At 70.6% G+C, this 16,206-nt stretch carries 21 protein-coding genes, 1 tRNA gene and 1 pseudogene; 17 read left to right on the top strand and 6 right to left on the bottom strand.

Annotated features, from left to right (window positions below; genetic code table 11):
* The first annotated feature begins 2 nt into the window (after positions 1-2).
* Together thiL and LH62_RS20375 are read left to right on the top strand one after the other, a co-directional pair.
* Positions 3-968 (top strand): thiamine-phosphate kinase, encoded by a 966-nt coding sequence (gene thiL, locus LH62_RS20380; RefSeq protein WP_043363854.1) that lies wholly within the window; start codon positions 3-5, stop codon positions 966-968.
* Positions 969-981: 13 nt separating this feature from the next.
* Entirely contained in the window at positions 982-2,148 is a 1,167-nt protein-coding gene (locus LH62_RS20375) for an MFS transporter (RefSeq protein ID WP_052214741.1), read from the top strand.
* Positions 2,149-2,262: 114 nt separating this feature from the next.
* Here LH62_RS20375 and LH62_RS20370 read toward each other — a convergent pair whose 3' ends face one another.
* Positions 2,263-2,754, bottom strand: coding sequence for an outer membrane protein assembly factor BamE (locus LH62_RS20370; protein WP_052215026.1), 492 nt, complete (start codon positions 2,752-2,754; stop codon positions 2,263-2,265).
* A 183-nt stretch (positions 2,755-2,937) separates the two neighbouring features.
* Here LH62_RS20370 and LH62_RS20365 point away from each other — a divergent pair, with 183 nt between their 5' ends.
* The 12 genes and pseudogenes from LH62_RS20365 (at position 2,938) to LH62_RS20315 (ending at position 9,380) form a co-directional block, all read left to right on the top strand.
* Positions 2,938-3,498 (top strand): ubiquinol-cytochrome C chaperone family protein, encoded by a 561-nt coding sequence (locus LH62_RS20365; protein WP_043363852.1) that lies wholly within the window; start codon positions 2,938-2,940, stop codon positions 3,496-3,498.
* Complete coding sequence (locus LH62_RS20360) at positions 3,488-3,988, top strand: DUF177 domain-containing protein (RefSeq protein ID WP_043363851.1); 501 nt, start codon at positions 3,488-3,490, stop codon at positions 3,986-3,988. Before LH62_RS20365 ends, LH62_RS20360 begins: the two co-directional genes overlap by 11 nt.
* Before the next feature lie 121 nt (positions 3,989-4,109).
* Positions 4,110-4,313, top strand: coding sequence for a 50S ribosomal protein L32 (gene rpmF, locus LH62_RS20355; protein ID WP_043341472.1), 204 nt, complete (start codon positions 4,110-4,112; stop codon positions 4,311-4,313).
* Between the two features lie 29 nt (positions 4,314-4,342).
* On the top strand, positions 4,343-5,395 hold the full coding sequence (plsX, locus tag LH62_RS20350) for a phosphate acyltransferase PlsX (RefSeq protein WP_369796793.1): 1,053 nt from the start codon (positions 4,343-4,345) through the stop codon (positions 5,393-5,395).
* Positions 5,396-5,409: 14 nt separating this feature from the next.
* A complete protein-coding gene (locus LH62_RS20345) occupies positions 5,410-6,375 on the top strand; it encodes a beta-ketoacyl-ACP synthase III (protein ID WP_043363849.1) in 966 nt (321 codons plus the stop codon).
* A gap of 88 nt (positions 6,376-6,463) precedes the next feature.
* Positions 6,464-6,841 carry a PH domain-containing protein gene (locus LH62_RS20340; protein WP_043363848.1) on the top strand — a complete coding sequence of 126 codons (378 nt, stop codon included), beginning with the start codon at positions 6,464-6,466 and terminating at the stop codon, positions 6,839-6,841.
* A 167-nt stretch (positions 6,842-7,008) separates the two neighbouring features.
* Positions 7,009-7,323 carry an integration host factor subunit alpha gene (locus LH62_RS20335; RefSeq protein ID WP_043363847.1) on the top strand — a complete coding sequence of 105 codons (315 nt, stop codon included), beginning with the start codon at positions 7,009-7,011 and terminating at the stop codon, positions 7,321-7,323.
* 26 nt (positions 7,324-7,349) lie between these two features.
* Positions 7,350-7,679 (top strand): annotated as a pseudogene (locus LH62_RS20330) (MerR family transcriptional regulator); the annotation flags it as partial.
* Positions 7,680-7,757: 78 nt separating this feature from the next.
* A tRNA-Pro gene (locus tag LH62_RS20325) sits at positions 7,758-7,834 on the top strand.
* 117 nt (positions 7,835-7,951) lie between these two features.
* Positions 7,952-8,107: a hypothetical protein gene (locus tag LH62_RS31235; RefSeq protein ID WP_160299860.1), complete on the top strand. Its 156-nt coding sequence runs from the start codon at positions 7,952-7,954 to the stop codon at positions 8,105-8,107.
* 51 nt (positions 8,108-8,158) lie between these two features.
* Positions 8,159-8,830: a sulfite oxidase-like oxidoreductase gene (locus LH62_RS20320; protein WP_043363845.1), complete on the top strand. Its 672-nt coding sequence runs from the start codon at positions 8,159-8,161 to the stop codon at positions 8,828-8,830.
* 40 nt (positions 8,831-8,870) lie between these two features.
* A complete protein-coding gene (locus tag LH62_RS20315) occupies positions 8,871-9,380 on the top strand; it encodes a glutathione peroxidase (protein WP_043366261.1) in 510 nt (169 codons plus the stop codon).
* Here the strand turns inward: LH62_RS20315 and acpS are convergent.
* The 4 genes from acpS to folK all read right to left on the bottom strand — a co-directional run bounded on the left by acpS (position 9,364) and on the right by folK (position 13,104).
* The gene (acpS, locus tag LH62_RS20310) at positions 9,364-9,774 is read right to left on the bottom strand and encodes a holo-ACP synthase (RefSeq protein WP_043363844.1); all 411 of its coding nucleotides are present in this window, start codon (positions 9,772-9,774) and stop codon (positions 9,364-9,366) included. The two genes, LH62_RS20315 and acpS, sit on opposite strands and share 17 nt — an antisense overlap.
* Complete coding sequence (locus LH62_RS20305) at positions 9,771-12,089, bottom strand: bifunctional (p)ppGpp synthetase/guanosine-3',5'-bis(diphosphate) 3'-pyrophosphohydrolase (RefSeq protein WP_369796792.1); 2,319 nt, start codon at positions 12,087-12,089, stop codon at positions 9,771-9,773. The genes acpS and LH62_RS20305 overlap by 4 nt, the downstream gene beginning before the upstream one ends.
* A 10-nt stretch (positions 12,090-12,099) precedes the next feature.
* On the bottom strand, positions 12,100-12,501 hold the full coding sequence (rpoZ, locus tag LH62_RS20300) for a DNA-directed RNA polymerase subunit omega (protein ID WP_043363843.1): 402 nt from the start codon (positions 12,499-12,501) through the stop codon (positions 12,100-12,102).
* A gap of 99 nt (positions 12,502-12,600) precedes the next feature.
* A complete protein-coding gene (folK, locus tag LH62_RS20295) occupies positions 12,601-13,104 on the bottom strand; it encodes a 2-amino-4-hydroxy-6-hydroxymethyldihydropteridine diphosphokinase (RefSeq protein WP_043363842.1) in 504 nt (167 codons plus the stop codon).
* A gap of 77 nt (positions 13,105-13,181) precedes the next feature.
* Here folK and LH62_RS20290 point away from each other — a divergent pair, with 77 nt between their 5' ends.
* Positions 13,182-13,829 carry an NYN domain-containing protein gene (locus LH62_RS20290; RefSeq protein WP_043366259.1) on the top strand — a complete coding sequence of 216 codons (648 nt, stop codon included), beginning with the start codon at positions 13,182-13,184 and terminating at the stop codon, positions 13,827-13,829.
* A gap of 10 nt (positions 13,830-13,839) precedes the next feature.
* Positions 13,840-14,478: a uracil-DNA glycosylase gene (locus LH62_RS20285; RefSeq protein ID WP_043363841.1), complete on the top strand. Its 639-nt coding sequence runs from the start codon at positions 13,840-13,842 to the stop codon at positions 14,476-14,478.
* Between the two features lie 26 nt (positions 14,479-14,504).
* Here LH62_RS20285 and LH62_RS20280 read toward each other — a convergent pair whose 3' ends face one another.
* On the bottom strand, positions 14,505-14,699 hold the full coding sequence (locus LH62_RS20280; RefSeq protein WP_043363840.1) for a hypothetical protein: 195 nt from the start codon (positions 14,697-14,699) through the stop codon (positions 14,505-14,507).
* 73 nt (positions 14,700-14,772) lie between these two features.
* On the opposite strand from LH62_RS20280, the gene LH62_RS20275 reads away from it, so the two are divergent.
* On the top strand, positions 14,773-16,206 hold the full coding sequence (locus LH62_RS20275) for a bifunctional ADP-dependent NAD(P)H-hydrate dehydratase/NAD(P)H-hydrate epimerase (protein WP_043363839.1): 1,434 nt from the start codon (positions 14,773-14,775) through the stop codon (positions 16,204-16,206).

Genomic DNA, 16,206 nt, shown 5'->3' with positions numbered 1-16,206 from the left:
AAATGGCCGAGCCGCCCGCCGAATTCGGGTTGATCGCCCGGCACTTCCTGCCCCTGGCGGGACCAGGGGCGCTCGGCCTCGCCGATGATGCGGCCCTGCTCGACCCGCCGCCCGGCCGGCAATTAGTGCTGGCCGCCGATGCCATGGTGGCGGGCGTCCATTTCCTCCCCGACGACCCGCCGGAGACCATCGGCCGCAAGCTGCTGCGGGTGAACCTCTCCGACCTCGCCGCCATGGGCGCCACGCCGCTCGGCTACCTGATGACCACCGCCCTGCCCCGCGACCTGCCACCCGGCTGGCTCGAGGGCTTCGCGGCGGGGCTGGCCGAAGACCAGCGGCGGTTCGGCCTTTCCGTCCTCGGCGGCGACACCGTCTCCATCCCAGGCCCGATCAGCCTGTCGTTGACCATCCTCGGCACCGTCGCACCCGGCGCCGCCCTCCGCCGCGCCGGCGCCCGGCCTGGCGACGGGCTCTGGGTGTCGGGCACCATCGGCGACGGCGCGCTCGGCCTCCGCGTCCTCCAAGGTCGCTTGCCCGCCGATGCCGAGGGCCATCTCGCCCGTCGCTACCGTCTGCCGGAGCCCCGCCTCGCCCTCGGCACGGCGCTCGCCGGCCGGGCCCGCGCCACGATGGATGTCTCGGACGGCCTCGTTCAGGATGCCGGCCATCTCTGCCGCGCCGCCGGCTGCGGAGCCGTGATCGAGGCGGCGCGAGTACCGCTCTCCCCCGCCGCCCGCGCCCTGGTCATGACGGAGGCGGCCCTTCTGCCCCTGGTCCTCACCGGCGGCGACGACTACGAATTGCTCTTCGCCGCCCCACCCGGCGCCGGCATCGAGGCCCTGGCCTCCACCGCCGGCACCCCGGTCACGAGGATCGGCGAGTTCACCGAAGGGCCCGCCGAGGTCCGGGTCGTCGACGCGGCGGGCGCCCCCATGGCGCTCCCCATGGGAGGATGGTCGCATTTCTGACGAAGAGAGGCGCATGAAGCGCCAGGTCTGGCTGCTCTTTTGCTGCCAGGCCTTGATGCAAGCTGCGACCGTCGGCCAGGCGGTGATGGCGGCGCTGATCGGCCACAGCCTCGCCGAGGACAAGTCGCTCTCGACGCTCCCCGTCGCCATCCAGATGACGGCGACCATGGCCGCCTCCATCCCGGCCGGAATGGTCTTCGCCCGGCTCGGCCGCAAGCCCGGCTTCATCCTCGGCGCGCTCGGTGCCATGGCCGGGTCGCTCACCTTCGCCGCCGGCGTCTGGACGGGCAATTTCACCCTCTACTGTGCGGGCGCCATCCCCGCGGGCCTCGGCTTCGGCATCGCCCAGCATTACCGCTTCGCCGCGGCCGAGGTCGCCTCCCCCGCCTATCGTCCGCGCGCCATCAGCTTGGTGATGACCGGCGGCATCCTCGCCGCCAGCCTCGGGCCCGAGCTGGTCAAGGCGACGCGGGACAGCTTTCCGCCCTATCTCTTCCTCGGCACCTACCTCGTGCTGGCCTGCCTGCCGGTGCTCTGCATGGCGCTGCTGTCCTTCACCCGCCTGCCGCCGCCGCCCGCCCGCCATGCCGGCGGTGCCCGGGTGTGGGAAATCATCGCCCGCCCCGCCTTCCTCACCGCCGCCGTCACAGGCATGGTCGCCTATGGCACCATGAACTTGCTGATGACCTCGACGCCGGTCGAGATGATGCTCTGCGGCTTCGGCATCGGCGCCTCGGCGACCGTTATCCAGATCCATGCCATCGCCATGTTCGGCCCCGGCTTCTTCACCGGCCGCCTTATCAGCCGCTTCGGCGTCCGCCCGGTGATCGTTGCCGGTGCCGTGCTCACCGCGCTCTGCGTGGCGATCGGCCTGGCCGGCGAAAGCTTCGCCCATTTCGGCCTGGCCCTCGGCCTGCTCGGGCTCGGCTGGAACTTCATGTTCGTCGGCGCCACCACCCTGCTGGCGACCGCCCATGCGCCGGAGGAGCGCGTCCGCGCCCAAGCGGCGAACGACACCATCGTCTTCGGCACCGTTGCCTGCACCGCCTTCCTCTCCGGCGCGGTCCATGCCCAGGCAGGATGGACGGTGCTGAACCTCACGGTGCTCCCGGCCCTCGCCCTCGCCCTCGGCGCCATCGCCTGGCAGCAGATGCGCGGGGCGCGGACGGCCACGGGCTGACAGGCCCCGCCTTTCTGCCTTGCGTCCCTTCGCGGCTTCGCTGCGGAAGGACACGGGCATCAGGCGCTCATCCGGGGCTCCCGCAACGTCGCGCAGCGGTTTTCCGGGGATGGATCAGCGCCCCGTCCCCGACCCCGGCGCCCCCGGGCTCGTCGGGATCGACGCCCCCGGCCCGATCCGCCCCACATTCCCGAAGAGCGCCTGCAGCAGCGACCGGTCGTTGCCCGGCGTCGGCGTCACGCGGGAAACCATGGGCACCGGCTTGCCCTCGTCCTCGCCGATCACCTTCACTGCCCGCACCACGCCATTCTGGTCGAAGGTGATGGATACCGTCTGTTGGTCCGTCACCATCAGCTCCCGCCCCGGCCGCTGCCGGGTGTTGCTGCTGATGTAGTACCAGGTGGGGTCGCCGAAGGTGCTGGTCTGGGTCGGCGAGCCGAGCAGGGTCTGCACGTCCTGGCGCGTCTGCACGCCGGGCGTGATCTCCTTCAACTGGTCCTCGGTCACCCGGTTGCCGCGCTGCACCACCGGCGCATCGAAGACGCTGCATCCGGGCAGCGCCACCAGCAGGCCGAGCGCCAGCGCCGCCGCGCGCCAACGGGCCATGCCAATCCGGGCCGGACGGGGCAGATTGACCGGATGGCAGGGGCGATCCATGTCTGGTCCCACTCTCGATTTCCGCCCGGGGCATCGTGCCGCGGGCCGCGCATGACTGTTCCGGCGCGGATGCCACCATACCACGGCAGGGTCAACCGCGCCGTGGCGGACCGTGAAGAGGACCGACCAACCATGGGCCTGCTCGCCCTATTCCGCCGCAAGCCGCATGAGCGGGCCGGCTTCGAGCTTTACGGCGCCGCCGTCGTCGCCGCGCGGACTCCGTGGTTCTACGGCGGCCTCGGCATCCCGGACACGCTGGACGGCCGCTTCGACGTGGTCGGCCTGCATGTCGCCCTGCTGATCCGCCGCCTCCGCACCGACCCGGACAAGCGCGGCGCCGCCCTCGCCCAGGCCGTCTTCGACGCCATGTTCGCCGACATGGACATCAACCTGCGCGAGATGGGCGCCGGCGACATGAGCATCGGCAAGCGGGTGAAGCGGATGTGGGAAGCCTTCCACGGCCGCTGCCTGGCCTATGAGGCGGCGCTCGACGCCGGCGATGCCGAGGCGCTGGCTACCGCCCTCGAACGCAATGTTTGGCGCGAGGCGGCCGAGGCGCCGCGCGAGCCCGCCCTCCGTCTCGCCCGGCATGCCATGCACGGCGCCGCGGCGCTGGCCGCGCTGCCATTCGCCACGCTGTTGCGCGGCGAGGCCTCCTTCCCAGCCCCGCTGGAGGCTGCCGATGCCGCCTGACCAAGCCCCTGAATTCTCCCGCCCCCTGCCGCTCGGCACCGTCCGCGAGGGCGGCCGGCGCCTTACCCTTACCGCCACGCCGGAGGAATGCCGGGCCCTGGCCGACCGATTCGGCATCCTTTCGCTGGAGAGCCTCGCCGCCGAGCTGCGTCTGACGCCGGAGGAGGACGGCACCACCCGCGTCGAGGGCCGCATCGCCGCCCAACTCACCCAGGCCTGCATCGTGACGCTGGAGCCGGTCCCCCAGGCGGTCGACGAGCCGGTCGCCTTCCGCCTTCTCCCTCCCGGCCGGGAGCCGCAGGACGGGCCGGACGACATCGACGAGATCGAATGCCCGGATGGCATCGCCGATCTCGGTGAGGCCGTGGCCGAGCAGCTTGCGCTGGCCCTCGACCCCTATCCCCGCATCCCCGGCGCCGAAATGCCGGACGAGGCAACTGACCGCTCCGCCGACGCTTTCGCGGCCCTCGCCGCCCTGCGGAAGAACTAGCGCAGGGCCGGATTTGCGCCTGTATGACGCCTGCACGGCGCTTGCGCCCCTGGGGGTGCGGTGCTACAGCCCCGCCCTCCCGTTGAAACGCCTTGCGTGTTACAAAGAAAGGCTCGGCGCCATGGCCGTCCCGAAGAAGAAAGTTTCGCCCTCCCGTGCCGGCATGCGGCGGAGCCATCAGGCCCTGACCAGCATGGCTCATGCGGAGTGCTCCAACTGCGGCGAGCTGAAGCGCCCGCATCACGTCTGCTCCTCCTGCGGGCATTATGACGGCCGCGAGGTGGTGCCCGCCGGAGATGCGCTGAAGGCCGCCATCCGCCACTGAGCCAGAACAGGCATCCGGGCGGGGATCGGTTGACCGTGTCGCAGAGCACAGGTGCATCGGGCTTCTCATTGGCAATCGACGCCATGGGCGGTGACCATGCGCCCGACAGCGTCCTCGACGGGCTGGAACTGGCCGCGGAGCGTCATCCGCAGGCCCGTTTCCTGCTGGTCGGCGACGAAGCCCGCATCGGCGGGATGCTCGCCCGCCGCCCCCGCGCCGCGCGCGCCTGCAGCCTTCGCCACGCGCCGGATGTCATCTCCTCGGAGATGAAGCCGACCGCGGCACTGCGCCAGGGTCGGCAGAGTTCCATGCGCATCGCAATCGATGCCGTCGCCGGCGGCGAGGCGAGCGGCGTGGTCTCGGCCGGCAACACCGGCGCGCTGATGGCCCTGGCCAAGATCGTCATCAAGACCCTGCCAGAGATCGACCGGCCGGCGCTGGCCGCCATCGCCCCCTCGGCGCGCGGCGACGTGGTGCTGCTCGACCTCGGCGCCAACGTCCAGTGCGATGCGCGCAACCTCGTCGAATTCGCCGTCATGGGCGACAGCTTCGCCCGCGCCGTGCTCGGCCTGACGACGCCGAGCTTCGGCCTGCTCAATGTCGGCTCCGAGGAGCTGAAGGGTGACGACCGCGTGCGCGCCGCCGCCGAGACGCTGCGCGAGAGCCATATCGGCCCGAACTTCCATGGCTTCATCGAGGGCCATGACATCGCCGCCGGCACCGTCGACGTGGTGGTGACGGACGGTTTCACCGGCAATGTCGCGCTGAAGACCGCCGAGGGCACGCTGAAGCTGATGCGCGACCTGCTGCGCCAGGTCTTCACCAGCAGCATCCCCGCCCGAGCCGGCTACCTGCTGGCGCGCCCCGCGCTCGACCGCCTGCGCGAGTGGATGGACCCCCGCCGCTACAACGGCGCCATCCTCCTCGGCCTCAACGGCGTCGTCGTGAAGTCCCATGGCGGGACGGATGCGCTCGGCTTCGCCCATGCCGTCGACGTCGCCATGGACATGGTCACCCACCGCTTCAACGACCGCATTCGCGAGGGCCTGGCGCAGATCGGCAAGCCGGTCGCCGCAGCCTGAAGGAGGGCGCCCCGATGCTCCGTTCCGTGATCGCCGGCTGCGGCGGCTACCTGCCGGAGCGCTGCGTGCCGAATGCTGCGCTTGCCGCCGAATTCGGCATCGAGACCTCGGATGAGTGGATCATCGAGCGCACCGGTATCCGCCAGCGCCACATCGCCGCCCCGGGCGAGACCGCCTCCTCGATCGGCGCGGCGGCCGCCCGCCAGGCGCTCGAGCGCGCCGGCATCGAGGCAGGGCAGGTCGATGCCATCATCGTGGCGACGGCGACGCCGGACAGCGCCTTCCCGGCGACCGCCGTGCGCATCCAGCAACACCTCGGCATCACGCAGGGCTTCGCCTTCGACATCGCGGCGGCCTGCACCGGCTTCGTTTATGCGCTCGGCGTCGCCGATGCGCTGCTGAAGACCGGCCAGGCCCGTTGCGCCCTCGTCATCGGCACGGAAGTCTTCTCCCGGATCCTCGACTGGACCGATCGCGGCACCTGCGTCCTCTTCGGCGACGGCGCCGGCGCGGTGGTGCTGACCGCGGAGCAGGGCACCGATCGCGGCATCCTCTCCACCCACCTCCATTCGGACGGCCGCCACGGCGACATCCTGCTGGTCGACGGCGGCGCTGGCTCCACCGGCGGCCCCGGCCTGCTGCGGATGGCGGGCAAGGAGGTCTTCCGCCACGCCGTCTCCAAGCTCGCCTCGGTGGTCGACGAGGCGCTGGCCGCCAATGGGCTGAACCACGCCGACCTCCGCTGGCTGGTGCCGCACCAGGCCAATCTCCGCATCATCGAGGCGATGGGCAAGAAGCTGAACCTGCCGCGCGAGCGCGTCGTGGTGACGGTGGACCGCCACGCCAACACCTCCGCCGCCTCCATCCCCCTGGCGCTGGCCGAAGTCGCAGGCCGAGGCCTGATCGAGCGTGGCGACCTGATGGTGCTGGAGGGCATCGGCGGCGGCCTTACCTGGGGCGCCTGCCTGCTGCGCTTCTGAGCGAGCGCACCGCCGGCTTCGCACCCTCGCCTGCCCGGCCGACCGGACGCTATGCTCCCCCTGAGCTTGAAGCAGGAAGGTGGCGGTAATGGCGATTCTGTCCGGCTTGCTAGGACATGCTGGCGCGTTCGATCCGGCGCAGGCGCGGGAAGAGTACTCCCGCCTGCTCGCCGCGGACGAGCCGGTCGAAGGCGCCTACAAGCTCGTCCGTGACGTGATCCTGCTGACGGATCGCCGGATTCTCCTGATCGACAAGCAAGGCATTACCGGCAGGAAGACCGAATACCTCTCCATCCCGTATCGGAGTGTCGTCCGCTTTTCCGTCGAGAGCGCCGGCCATTTCGACCTGGATGCCGAGCTCAAGATTTGGGTGAGCGGAGCCTCGGCGCCGATCGAGCGGACATTCAACCACAAGGTCGACGTCTATGCCCTTCAGGCCGCCATTGCGGGGCGCATACCGCGCTAGGGAAAGGACAGGGACGAGCCGCCGGCCTGCACGTGTTCATGTCGCCGCGGCTGGCGCTACTGCGACATTCCTGCCACCCTGTGGCGCATTCGCCAGGGCGCGGTTGACGCCCGCGGTGGATACCGGTTTCCTAACGGTCAGAATGGCTTGCGGGAACCGGTTGCCAGATGAATACGCTGACGCGCGCGAACCTGGCCGAGGCGATCTACAGCCAGGTTGGGCTGTCGCGGAACGAATCCGCTGCCCTGCTCGAATCCGTCCTCGAACGGATCTCCGCCGCCCTGGAATCCGGTGAGGCGGTAAAGATTTCTGCCTTCGGCACCTTCATGGTCCGCCAGAAGGGCCAGCGCGTCGGACGCAACCCGAAGACCGGTGTGGAGGTGCCCATCCTGCCACGCAAAGTCCTTTCCTTCCGGCCCTCGCAGGTGTTGAAGGCTCGCATCAACGGCCAGGCCGCACCCACCTCGGATAATGCCGCGTGAGCGACCAGTTCACCCCCCGTCCCCGCAAGGCGCCGACCGCCTTCCGCACCATCAGCGAGGTGGCGGACGACCTGCACATCCCGCAGCACGTCCTGCGGTTCTGGGAAACGAAATTCCCCCAGCTCAAGCCGCTGAAGCGCGGCGGCGGGCGGCGCTACTACCGGCCCGAGGATATCGGCCTGCTGCGCCGCATCGCCGACCTGCTCTACACCCAGGGCTACACCATCAAGGGCGTGCAGCGGCTGCTGCGCGAGGGCGGACTCGGCGAGGCCGAGATGTCCCAGACCGAGGCGCTGGAGAACACGCCGGAGAGCCTTCGCAGCATCATCGAGGAGCTTGAGGACATCGCCGAGGAGTTGCACGCCCTCGCCGGCCGATAATGGCGGAAGGGCACTAGCCTCCGCCGAGGCGTGGTGCTATCCCCGCGCCCGGCACGGATCGTAGCGCAGCCTGGTAGCGCACTTGTCTGGGGGACAAGGGGTCGTGGGTTCAAATCCCGCCGGTCCGACCATCGTCTGTCTCAAAAATTGAGACTCTGGCCTTGACGGTGGGGGTAGCTGTGTGCAGCTTGGGGTTGCACGCTGCGGGCAGGATGGCCGCATCACCCCGATGCCGAAGGCTTCCGACGATGACCGCCATCTCCAACCTCGCCCCGCCCCATCCTGGCCCGCCCACCAGCCGCGAAATTGCCCGCGAGGACGAGAAATCCCGCACTGCCGCCCCCGCCCCGCCAGCACCGCCTGCCTCGCCCACCTCGCCCCAGCGCCTCGACATCCGCGTCTGAGCCCTTGCATCTGCTGCCGCCCCCGATACCTAAGGGCAGCAGGAGATCGCCATGGCTGAAGACGAGGACATCCCCCTGAGCGGCGGCATCCGCCAGAAGCTGGTTGATACCAAGCAGGCCTGGGCCCGCGATGGACGCCTCCTCACCGGCACCCCGGGCGACCCCGCCCGCGACCGTCTCCCCCCCGGCCAAACCCTGGTGCGGGATTGGCCGGTGCTCGACCTTGGGGTGCAGCCCGATGTCACGCCGGAGCGCTGGCGGCTCCGAGTCGAGGGGCTGGTGCAGGCTCCAGTCCGCCTCACCCTCCCCGAATTCATGGCCTTGCCGCAGACCGAGCTGGTCAACGACATCCACTGCGTCACGCAATGGAGCCGCTACGACAACCGCTGGCAGGGCGTCCGCGCCCGCGACCTGACCGAGCTGGCCCGACCGAAGGAGGAAGCTCGCTTCGTCGCCTTCACCTCCTATGACGGCTACACCACCAATGTGCCGCTCGCAGAGTTCACCCGCGACGAGGTCCTCCTCGCCCATTCCTGGGAAGGCGAGCCGTTGACCCGTCAGCATGGCGGCCCGGTGCGCGTGGTCCTTCCCCGCCTCTATTTCTGGAAAAGCCCGAAATGGGTGACGCGCATCGAGCTGCTGCGCGAGGATCGGCCCGGCTTTTGGGAAGTCCGCGGCTACCACAACAACGGCGATCCCTGGCTGGAGGAGCGGTATGGCTGAGCCCGGACGACGCGGAGCCCTCGTCCTCGGGGCGATGGCCATGAGCGGCCTCGCCACCGGTGCGGAGCCCACCGCCTTCGACTTCCGCATGGAGTCGCTCGATGGCGGCCCGCTCGACCTCGCCACCTTTCGCGGCCGTCCGATGCTGGTGGTGAACACCGCGAGCTTCTGCGGCTTCACCCCGCAATATACTGGCTTGCAGAAGCTTCATGACCGCTTCTCCGGACGTGGCCTGTTGGTGCTCGGCGTGCCCTCCAACGACTTCAACCAGGAGAGTGCCGACGCCCGCGCCATCAAGCATTTCTGCGAGGCGAACTACTCGGTCACCTTCCCGATGACGGTGCCCGCCCATGTGCGCGGCGCCCAGGCCGCACCGCTCTTCGCCTTCCTCGCGGCCCATGGCGGCGGCCCGCCGCGCTGGAATTTCCACAAATACCTGGTGAGCCGCGACGGCCGCCGCGTGCAAGGCTTCCCCAGCGCGACCGAGCTCGACGCCCCGGCGCTGATCCGCGCCGTCGAGGCCGCCCTGGCCTCTACTCCGGCAGCCTGACCGCCGAGATGATCACCACCGCGCTGGCGTAAGGATATTCGTCCGTCATCGTCAGCGCCACCTCCGCCCGGTGACCGGGCGGCGTCATCCGCGCCAGCCGCTCCGCCGCCCCGCCCGTCATCCGAAGCGTCGGCTGCCCGCTCGGCAGGTTGACCACGCCGAGGTCGCGGAGGAAGACCCCCGCCCGGAACCCCGTCCCCAGCGCCTTGGAGGCCGCCTCCTTCGCCGCGAAGCGCTTGGCATAGGTACTGGCGCGGATCTTCTCCGTCCGCCGCTCCGCCTTGGCGCGCTCCGTCTCGGTGAAGACCCGCTCGAGGAAGCGCTCGCCGAAGCGCGCGATGCTCTGCTCGATGCGCCGGATATCGACGACATCATTGCCGAGGCCAAGGATCATCCGCGCGCCCGCTCCACCCGAAGGTTGTCCGCCGGCGCCCGCAATGCCCCCATGATCCGCTCCAGATGCCTGAGGTCCCGCACCTCCACGTCGAGCGCGATCTCGCAGCTCTCCGGGTCGCGGTGATTGACCCTCAGCCCGGCCAGTGCCCCGTCCTGCTGCGCCACCGTCTCGGTCAGGGCAGCCAGCGCCGAAGGCTTGTTTCGCGTCTCGACGATGATCCGCCCCACATGGTGCCCGACCGCCCCCTCTTCCCAGTCGATATCGAGAAAGCGTTCGGGAGCGGCCGCGAAATTCTGCAGGCTGGGGCAATCCGCGGCATGGATGGTAACGCCCTTGCCGGTCGTGACGATGCCGAGGATGCGCTCGCCCGGCAGTGGATGGCAGCAGCCCGCGAAGTGATAGGGCATGCCGCTGACCAGCCCCGTCACCGGCATCCCCGCCGGCGCCATCGCCGCCCCGCGCCCCGCCCCCGGCCTGTCGGCCCGCCCGAGCATCGGCCCCGCACCCAGCCGCCCGCGCGGCCGCGCCAGCGGCAGCGGGTCGGCGATGCGCGGCGGCGTCCGCAACTCCGGCACCGCCGCCTGCACCACCTCCCGCGCCGAGAGCGAGCCGGAGCCGACCAGCAGGTAGAGCTCCGGCAGCCCCGGCTGCTTCAGCGCCTTCAGCGCCCCTTCCAGCAGCTTCTCGGAGAAATCCAGGCCCTCCTGCCGGAAGGCCTTGGTGATGGCTGCCCGCCCGCTTTCCTGGTTCTCCTCCCGCTGCCGCGCGTGGACGAAACGGCGGATGCGCGCCCGCGCCTTGCCGGTGACGACGAAGCGTTCCCAGGCCGGGTTCGGCTGCCCGCCACGCGCGGTGATGATCTCGACTTGGTCGCCGTTCTCCAGCATGTGCCGGAGCGGGACGATCTTGCCGTTGACCTTGGCCCCGACGCAGGTGTCGCCGACCTGGCTATGCACCTCATAGGCGAAGTCGACGGGCGTCGCCCCGCGCGGCAGCTCGATCAGGTCGCCCTTCGGCGAGAAGCAAAAAACCAGCTCGCGATGCAGCTCGAGCTTGGTGTCGTCGAGGAATTCCTGGACGCCCTCGGCATTCTCCAGGATGTCGAGCAGCGCCCGCACCCAGGGATAGCGCTTGCGCGTCGTCCCCGCACCCGCCGTCTCCGGCCCCTGCTTGTAGATCCAGTGCGCCGCGACGCCGTATTCGGCGACCTCGTGCATCTCGCGGGTGCGGATCTGCACCTCGATCTTGGCGTTCCGCCGCTCCGGCACGGTCACACCAGTGTGCAGCGACTGGTAGCCGTTGGTCTTCGGCGTCGAGATGTAGTCCTTGAAGCGCCCGGGGACGACGCGATAGGCATCGTGCACCGCGCCGAGCGCCATGTAGCAGGCGTTGCGGTCATCGACGATGACGCGGAAGGCCATGACATCCGAGAGCGCCTCGAAGGCCACGTTCTTCTTCTGCATCTTCAGCCAGATCGAATAGGGCGACTTCTCCCGCCCCAGCACATCGAGCGCATTGACCCCGTGCTTCGCAAGCACGCGCCGCAGATCCTGCTCGATCTCGCGGATCAGGTCGGCGCCTTGCCCGCGGAGGAAGGTGAGCCGCGCCGCGATGGTCTGCCGTGCCTCCGGGTGGAGCGCCTGGAAGGCGAGCGTCTCCATCTCCGTCTTCAGCGCGTCCATGCCGATGCGCTCGGCGAGCGGGGCGAAGATTTCCAGCGTCTCGCGGGCCGTCTTCTGCCGCCGCGCCAGCTGCGGGACGAAGTGCAGCGTCCGCATGTTGTGCAGCCGGTCGGCCAGCTTCACGAGCAGGACGCGGATGTCCTCGCTCATCGCCAGCACCAGCTTGCGGAGGTTTTCCGCCTGCTTGGTCCGCTCGGACTGCAGCTCGATCCGCGTCAGCTTGGTGACGCCGTCGACCAGCCGCGCCACCTCGGCACCGAAGCGCCGCTCGATTTCCTTCAGCCCGACCGCCGTGTCCTCGGCGACGTCGTGCAGCAGGGCGGTGGCGATGGTCGCGCTGTCGAGCCGGTAGTCGGCCAGGATGCCCGCGACCGCGAGCGGGTGGATGATATAGGGCTCGCCATTCTCCCGCTTCTGCGCCGCATGCGCCTCGGCGGCGACCTGCCCGGCGCGGGTGATGAGGCCGATATCGGCCCGCGGGTCGTAGGCGAGCACCCGCTCGGCGAGCGCGGCAGCTTCGCCATAGCCCGGCGGCAGGGCGGGATTGGCAACGGGGGCGGTTCCGGTAGCCGGGCCCTCGGGGGCGCGCGGCACCAGGGCGGAGAGGGGCCCGGTGTCGCGCTCGGTCAAGACGCCGGCCTCAGCGCCGGCCGCCGCCGCCCAGCTCAGCGGCGATCGCGGCCTCCAGGTCGTCGGGCGACATCTCCTCGAGCCCGGCGCCATCGGCCGGCAGCTCCTCGTTGACGTCCATGACGCCGAAGATGTTCTCGTCCGTGGCGATGAGGTCGAGCACCTCCTCCTCCGCCGGCTCCGGCTCAGGCGCGCGCTGCAGCGACTTGATGAGGTCCGCCTCGACCGCGGACAGATCGATGGTCTGATCGGCGATCTCGCGCAGCGCGACGACGGTGTTCTTGTCGTTCTCGCGCTCCAGCGTCAGCTCCTCGCCGCGGCCGATGTTGCGGGCCCGCTGCGCGGCGGTGAGCACGAGCTCGAAACGGTTCGGGATCTGGAGGATGCAGTCTTCGACGGTGACGCGCGCCATTTCGGCCTCACTGAACTGGGTCGGCCACCCCGTGGGGGCAGCGCGGATGAACCCTTCAGATAGACACGCCGCCTCTTTTCCGCAAGCGCCGCGCGCCGGTCACCCTTCGATCGGCACCGGCAGATCATCAGCCGGCAGCCCGGCCAGCAGCGCCTCCACCGTCACCCCGAGCGAGGGATGCACCCAGCCCGGCGCCACATCCGCCAGCGGCTGCAGCACGAAGCGCCGCAGATGCGCCCGCGGATGCGGCAGCACCGGGTCCGGCGCCGCCCGCAGCATGTCGTCGATCGCCACGATGTCGAGGTCGAGGGTCCGCGGCGCGTTCGGATAAGGCCGCTGCCGCCCCGCCCGATCCTCCAGCCCCTGCAAGCCGGCCAGCAGCGCCGCCGGATCGGGCACCTCGCCCTTCAGCCGCGCCATGCCATTGACGTAGCGCGGCACGCCCGGCACCGGCGGCACCGGCACGGTCTCGTACCAACGCGAGACGGCAGCCAGCCGCATTCCGCACAACCCATCGAGCGCAGCGGCGGCCGCGCGACACGTCTCGATTGGTGTATTTCCGCCATATCCGGGCAAATTCGCGCCAATGGCGATGAGGGCCACGCTTTGTCGCTTAACCACCTGCAATGTTCACCTACAATACATGCGCGCAGAATGGCGCGACCCATATTTCGAAAGCAATGATCTTGCAGCCCGACCGAATCGAACGCCTCGCCGTATTCATCGACGGGGCCAATCTCTACGCCGCTTCGCGTACCCTTGGCTTCGACGTGGACTACAAGAACCTCCTGGCCCATTTCCGCCGCCAGGCCTATCTTATCCGCGCCTATTACTATACCGCCCTGCTCGAGACCGAGGAGTACTCCCCGCTCCGCCCGCTGGTCGACTGGCTCGGCTACAACGGCTACTCCGTCGTCACCAAGCCCGCCAAGGAATTCACCGACGCCACCGGCCGCCGCCGCGTCAAGGGCAGCGTCGACATCGAGATGGCCGTCGACGTGCTCGACCTTGCACCGCATCTCGACCATGTCGTCATCTTCTCGGGCGATGGCGACCTCCGCCGCCTGGTCGAGGCCGTGCAGCGCCGCGGCGTCCGCGTCACCGTCATCTCCTCCATCCGCACCCAGCCGGCGATGATCGCCGACGAGCTGCGCCGCCAGGCCGATGCCTTCATCGACCTTTCGGAACTCGCCGAGCACATCACCCGCCGGCAGGTGGAGCCCCGCCAGCGCACAGCCGGCCCCTCCGGCGGCTCCTCGCCCAAGCTCGCCCCGGTCCGCGCCACCCCGGCCGAGCCCTTCCGCGAAACCCCGGACCTGCCGGAATGAGGACGCCGGAATGACCGATCCGGCGCCCCAGCCGGACCGCGACTGCCCGCTTTGCCCCCGGCTCGCCGCGCTCCGCGAGGCGAACCGGGCCGCCTGGCCGGATTGGCACAACGCTCCCGTCCCTTCCTGGGGCCCGCGCGAGTCCGGGCTGATGGTTCTCGGCATGGCGCCCGGCCAGCGCGGCGCCAACCGCACCGGCCGCCCCTTCACCGGCGACCATGCCGGGCGGCTGCTCTACGCGACGCTGCTGAAATACGGGCTTGCCGAGGGCGTCTACCTGGAACGTCCCGATGACAGCCTGACACTGACCGGCTGCCGCGTCACCAATGCGGTGCGCTGCGTCCCCCCCGCCAACCTGCCCCAGCCGGCCGAAATCCACGCTTGCAACGGCTTCCTCGCCGGCGAGATCGCGGCGATGCCGCGGCTCAGGATCATTCTCGCATTAGGTGTCCTGGCGCATGACGCGTGCCTGCGCGCCCTCGGGCTGAAGCGCAGCGCCACGCGCTTCGCCCATGGCGCCATGCACGCGCTGCCCGGCGGCCTAGTGCTTGCCGACAGCTACCATGTCAGCCGCTACAACACCTCGACGCGGCGCCTGACGACGGAAATGTTCGAAGCCGTCGTCGCCGCCATCCTGCTGCGGCTGTAGCCGGGATACCGGCCTTCCGTGGAGGCTTACCCGCCCGTCCGCGTGCTCGTCGCCGGCGGCTGAACCGGCGCCGGCCCGGCACCGCTCGCCTCCCGGTAGGCGGCCGTGTTCGGCGGCGGCGGCGCCTCGGGCTTCTCCGCGGTCATCTTGTGGAAGCCAAGCGCCAGGGTGATGAGGACCAGCAGCGGCGCGATGACGGTCGATAGCGAGATGCGGGGCATTCTCCCCTCCTTCGGGAAACCTGTCCTCCCAGGACGCATAGGGTCCCTGCCGGTTCAAACGGAGCGCGGATCGATGGCCCCAGAACTCACCCCCGAATTGCTCACCCCCGCCGAGATGGCCCGGGCCGATGCGCTGGCGGCCGAGGCCGGCTTCCCCACGCTCCGCCTGATGGAGGCGGCCGGCCGTGCCGTCGCCCGGGCCGCCCGCCGCCGCTTCCGCCCATGCCGCACTCTCGTCCTGGCCGGCCCGGGCAATAATGGCGGCGACGGCTATGTCGCGGCCCGGTTGCTGGAAGCGGCGGGCTGGCCGGTCGCCGTCGCTTCCCTCGCCCCGCCCCGCATCGGCAGCGACGCGGCGACGATGGCGGCCCGCTGGCAGGGCCCCCGCGTCCCGTTCTCGATGGCCGAGGCGGCCCGCGCCGGTCTCGTCATCGACGCCCTCTTCGGCGCCGGACTCGCTCGCCCGGTCGATGGCCTCGCCGCCGAGGTACTGGCTGCATGCCGCGCCCCCATCCTCGCCATCGACACCCCCTCCGGGCTCGACGGCGCCACCGGCCAGGCCCAGGGCTACGCCCCGCAGGCAGCCCTCACCGTCACCTTCTTCCGCCTCAAGCCCGGCCATCTCCTGCTGCCCGGCCGCAGCCTCTGCGGCGAAACCCTGCTTGCCGATATCGGCCTCCCCCCCTCGGTCCTCGCCGACATCGCCCCCCGCATGCGGCGCAACGGCCCTGGCCTCTGGCACCTGCCCGGCCTGGACCGGGACTCGCACAAATACACGCGCGGCCACCTGACGATCCTCGCCGGCGGCGCGATGACCGGCGCCGCCCGCCTCGCCGCCGGCGCCGCACACCGCACCGGCGCCGGCCTCGTCACCCTTCGCGCTCCCGATGCCACCGCCGCGACCCTGTACCGCACCACCGAGCCCGGCAGGCTCGTCACCGAGGCCCCGGTCGAGTCCCTCCTTGCCGATTCCCGCCGCGTCACCTGGCTGATCGGCCCCGGCCTCGAACCCGACGACGCCACCCGCAGCGCCCTCCGCAAGGTGATCGCGGCCGGCCGCCAGCTCGTCGCCGATGCCGGCGCCCTCGGCGCCGCCGCCGGTGCGCCCGACCTGCTGCGTGGCGCCACCATCCTGACCCCCCATGCCGGGGAATTCGCCCGCGTCTTCGGACCCATAGGTGCCGACAAGGCGGAAGCCGCCCGCCGCGCCGCCGCCCTGACCGGCGCCGTGGTCCTGCTGAAAGGCGCCGACACCGTCATCGCCGCCCCGGACGGCCGCGTGATCGTCAACGACAACGCGCCGCCGAGCCTCGCCACCGGCGGCACCGGCGATGTCCTCGCCGGCACCATCGCCGCCCTGCTCACCCAGGGCATGCACGCCTTCGAGGCCGCCGCCGCCGGCGCCTGGCTACAGGGCGAGGCCGCCCGCCGCCACGGTCCCGGCCTGCTCGCCGAGGATCTCATCACGCTGCTGCCAGCCGCAGCGGAGGCCACGCGGGAGGTCTGA

The organism is Belnapia sp. F-4-1 (assembly GCF_000802185.1).
Taxonomy (GTDB): Bacteria; Pseudomonadota; Alphaproteobacteria; order Acetobacterales; family Acetobacteraceae; genus Belnapia.
The sequence above is the reverse complement of the archived record's forward strand: the minus strand, read 5'-3'. Positions and strand labels throughout refer to the sequence as shown.

What these genes read in the sequence shown, in the direction of transcription:
- thiL (WP_043363854.1), top strand. Translation starts at nt 3, where the DNA reads ATGGCCGAGCCGCCCGCCGAATTCGGGTTGATCGCCCGGCACTTCCTG.
- LH62_RS20375 (WP_052214741.1), top strand. Translation starts at nt 982, where the DNA reads ATGAAGCGCCAGGTCTGGCTGCTCTTTTGCTGCCAGGCCTTGATGCAA.
- LH62_RS20370 (WP_052215026.1), bottom strand. Translation starts at nt 2,754, where the DNA reads ATGGCCCGTTGGCGCGCGGCGGCGCTGGCGCTCGGCCTGCTGGTGGCG.
- LH62_RS20365 (WP_043363852.1), top strand. Translation starts at nt 2,938, where the DNA reads ATGGGCCTGCTCGCCCTATTCCGCCGCAAGCCGCATGAGCGGGCCGGC.
- LH62_RS20360 (WP_043363851.1), top strand. Translation starts at nt 3,488, where the DNA reads ATGCCGCCTGACCAAGCCCCTGAATTCTCCCGCCCCCTGCCGCTCGGC.
- rpmF (WP_043341472.1), top strand. Translation starts at nt 4,110, where the DNA reads ATGGCCGTCCCGAAGAAGAAAGTTTCGCCCTCCCGTGCCGGCATGCGG.
- LH62_RS20345 (WP_043363849.1), top strand. Translation starts at nt 5,410, where the DNA reads ATGCTCCGTTCCGTGATCGCCGGCTGCGGCGGCTACCTGCCGGAGCGC.
- LH62_RS20340 (WP_043363848.1), top strand. Translation starts at nt 6,464, where the DNA reads ATGGCGATTCTGTCCGGCTTGCTAGGACATGCTGGCGCGTTCGATCCG.
- LH62_RS20335 (WP_043363847.1), top strand. Translation starts at nt 7,009, where the DNA reads ATGAATACGCTGACGCGCGCGAACCTGGCCGAGGCGATCTACAGCCAG.
- LH62_RS31235 (WP_160299860.1), top strand. Translation starts at nt 7,952, where the DNA reads ATGACCGCCATCTCCAACCTCGCCCCGCCCCATCCTGGCCCGCCCACC.
- LH62_RS20320 (WP_043363845.1), top strand. Translation starts at nt 8,159, where the DNA reads ATGGCTGAAGACGAGGACATCCCCCTGAGCGGCGGCATCCGCCAGAAG.
- LH62_RS20315 (WP_043366261.1), top strand. Translation starts at nt 8,871, where the DNA reads ATGAGCGGCCTCGCCACCGGTGCGGAGCCCACCGCCTTCGACTTCCGC.
- acpS (WP_043363844.1), bottom strand. Translation starts at nt 9,774, where the DNA reads ATGATCCTTGGCCTCGGCAATGATGTCGTCGATATCCGGCGCATCGAG.
- rpoZ (WP_043363843.1), bottom strand. Translation starts at nt 12,501, where the DNA reads ATGGCGCGCGTCACCGTCGAAGACTGCATCCTCCAGATCCCGAACCGT.
- LH62_RS20290 (WP_043366259.1), top strand. Translation starts at nt 13,182, where the DNA reads ATGATCTTGCAGCCCGACCGAATCGAACGCCTCGCCGTATTCATCGAC.
- LH62_RS20285 (WP_043363841.1), top strand. Translation starts at nt 13,840, where the DNA reads ATGACCGATCCGGCGCCCCAGCCGGACCGCGACTGCCCGCTTTGCCCC.
- LH62_RS20280 (WP_043363840.1), bottom strand. Translation starts at nt 14,699, where the DNA reads ATGCCCCGCATCTCGCTATCGACCGTCATCGCGCCGCTGCTGGTCCTC.
- LH62_RS20275 (WP_043363839.1), top strand. Translation starts at nt 14,773, where the DNA reads ATGGCCCCAGAACTCACCCCCGAATTGCTCACCCCCGCCGAGATGGCC.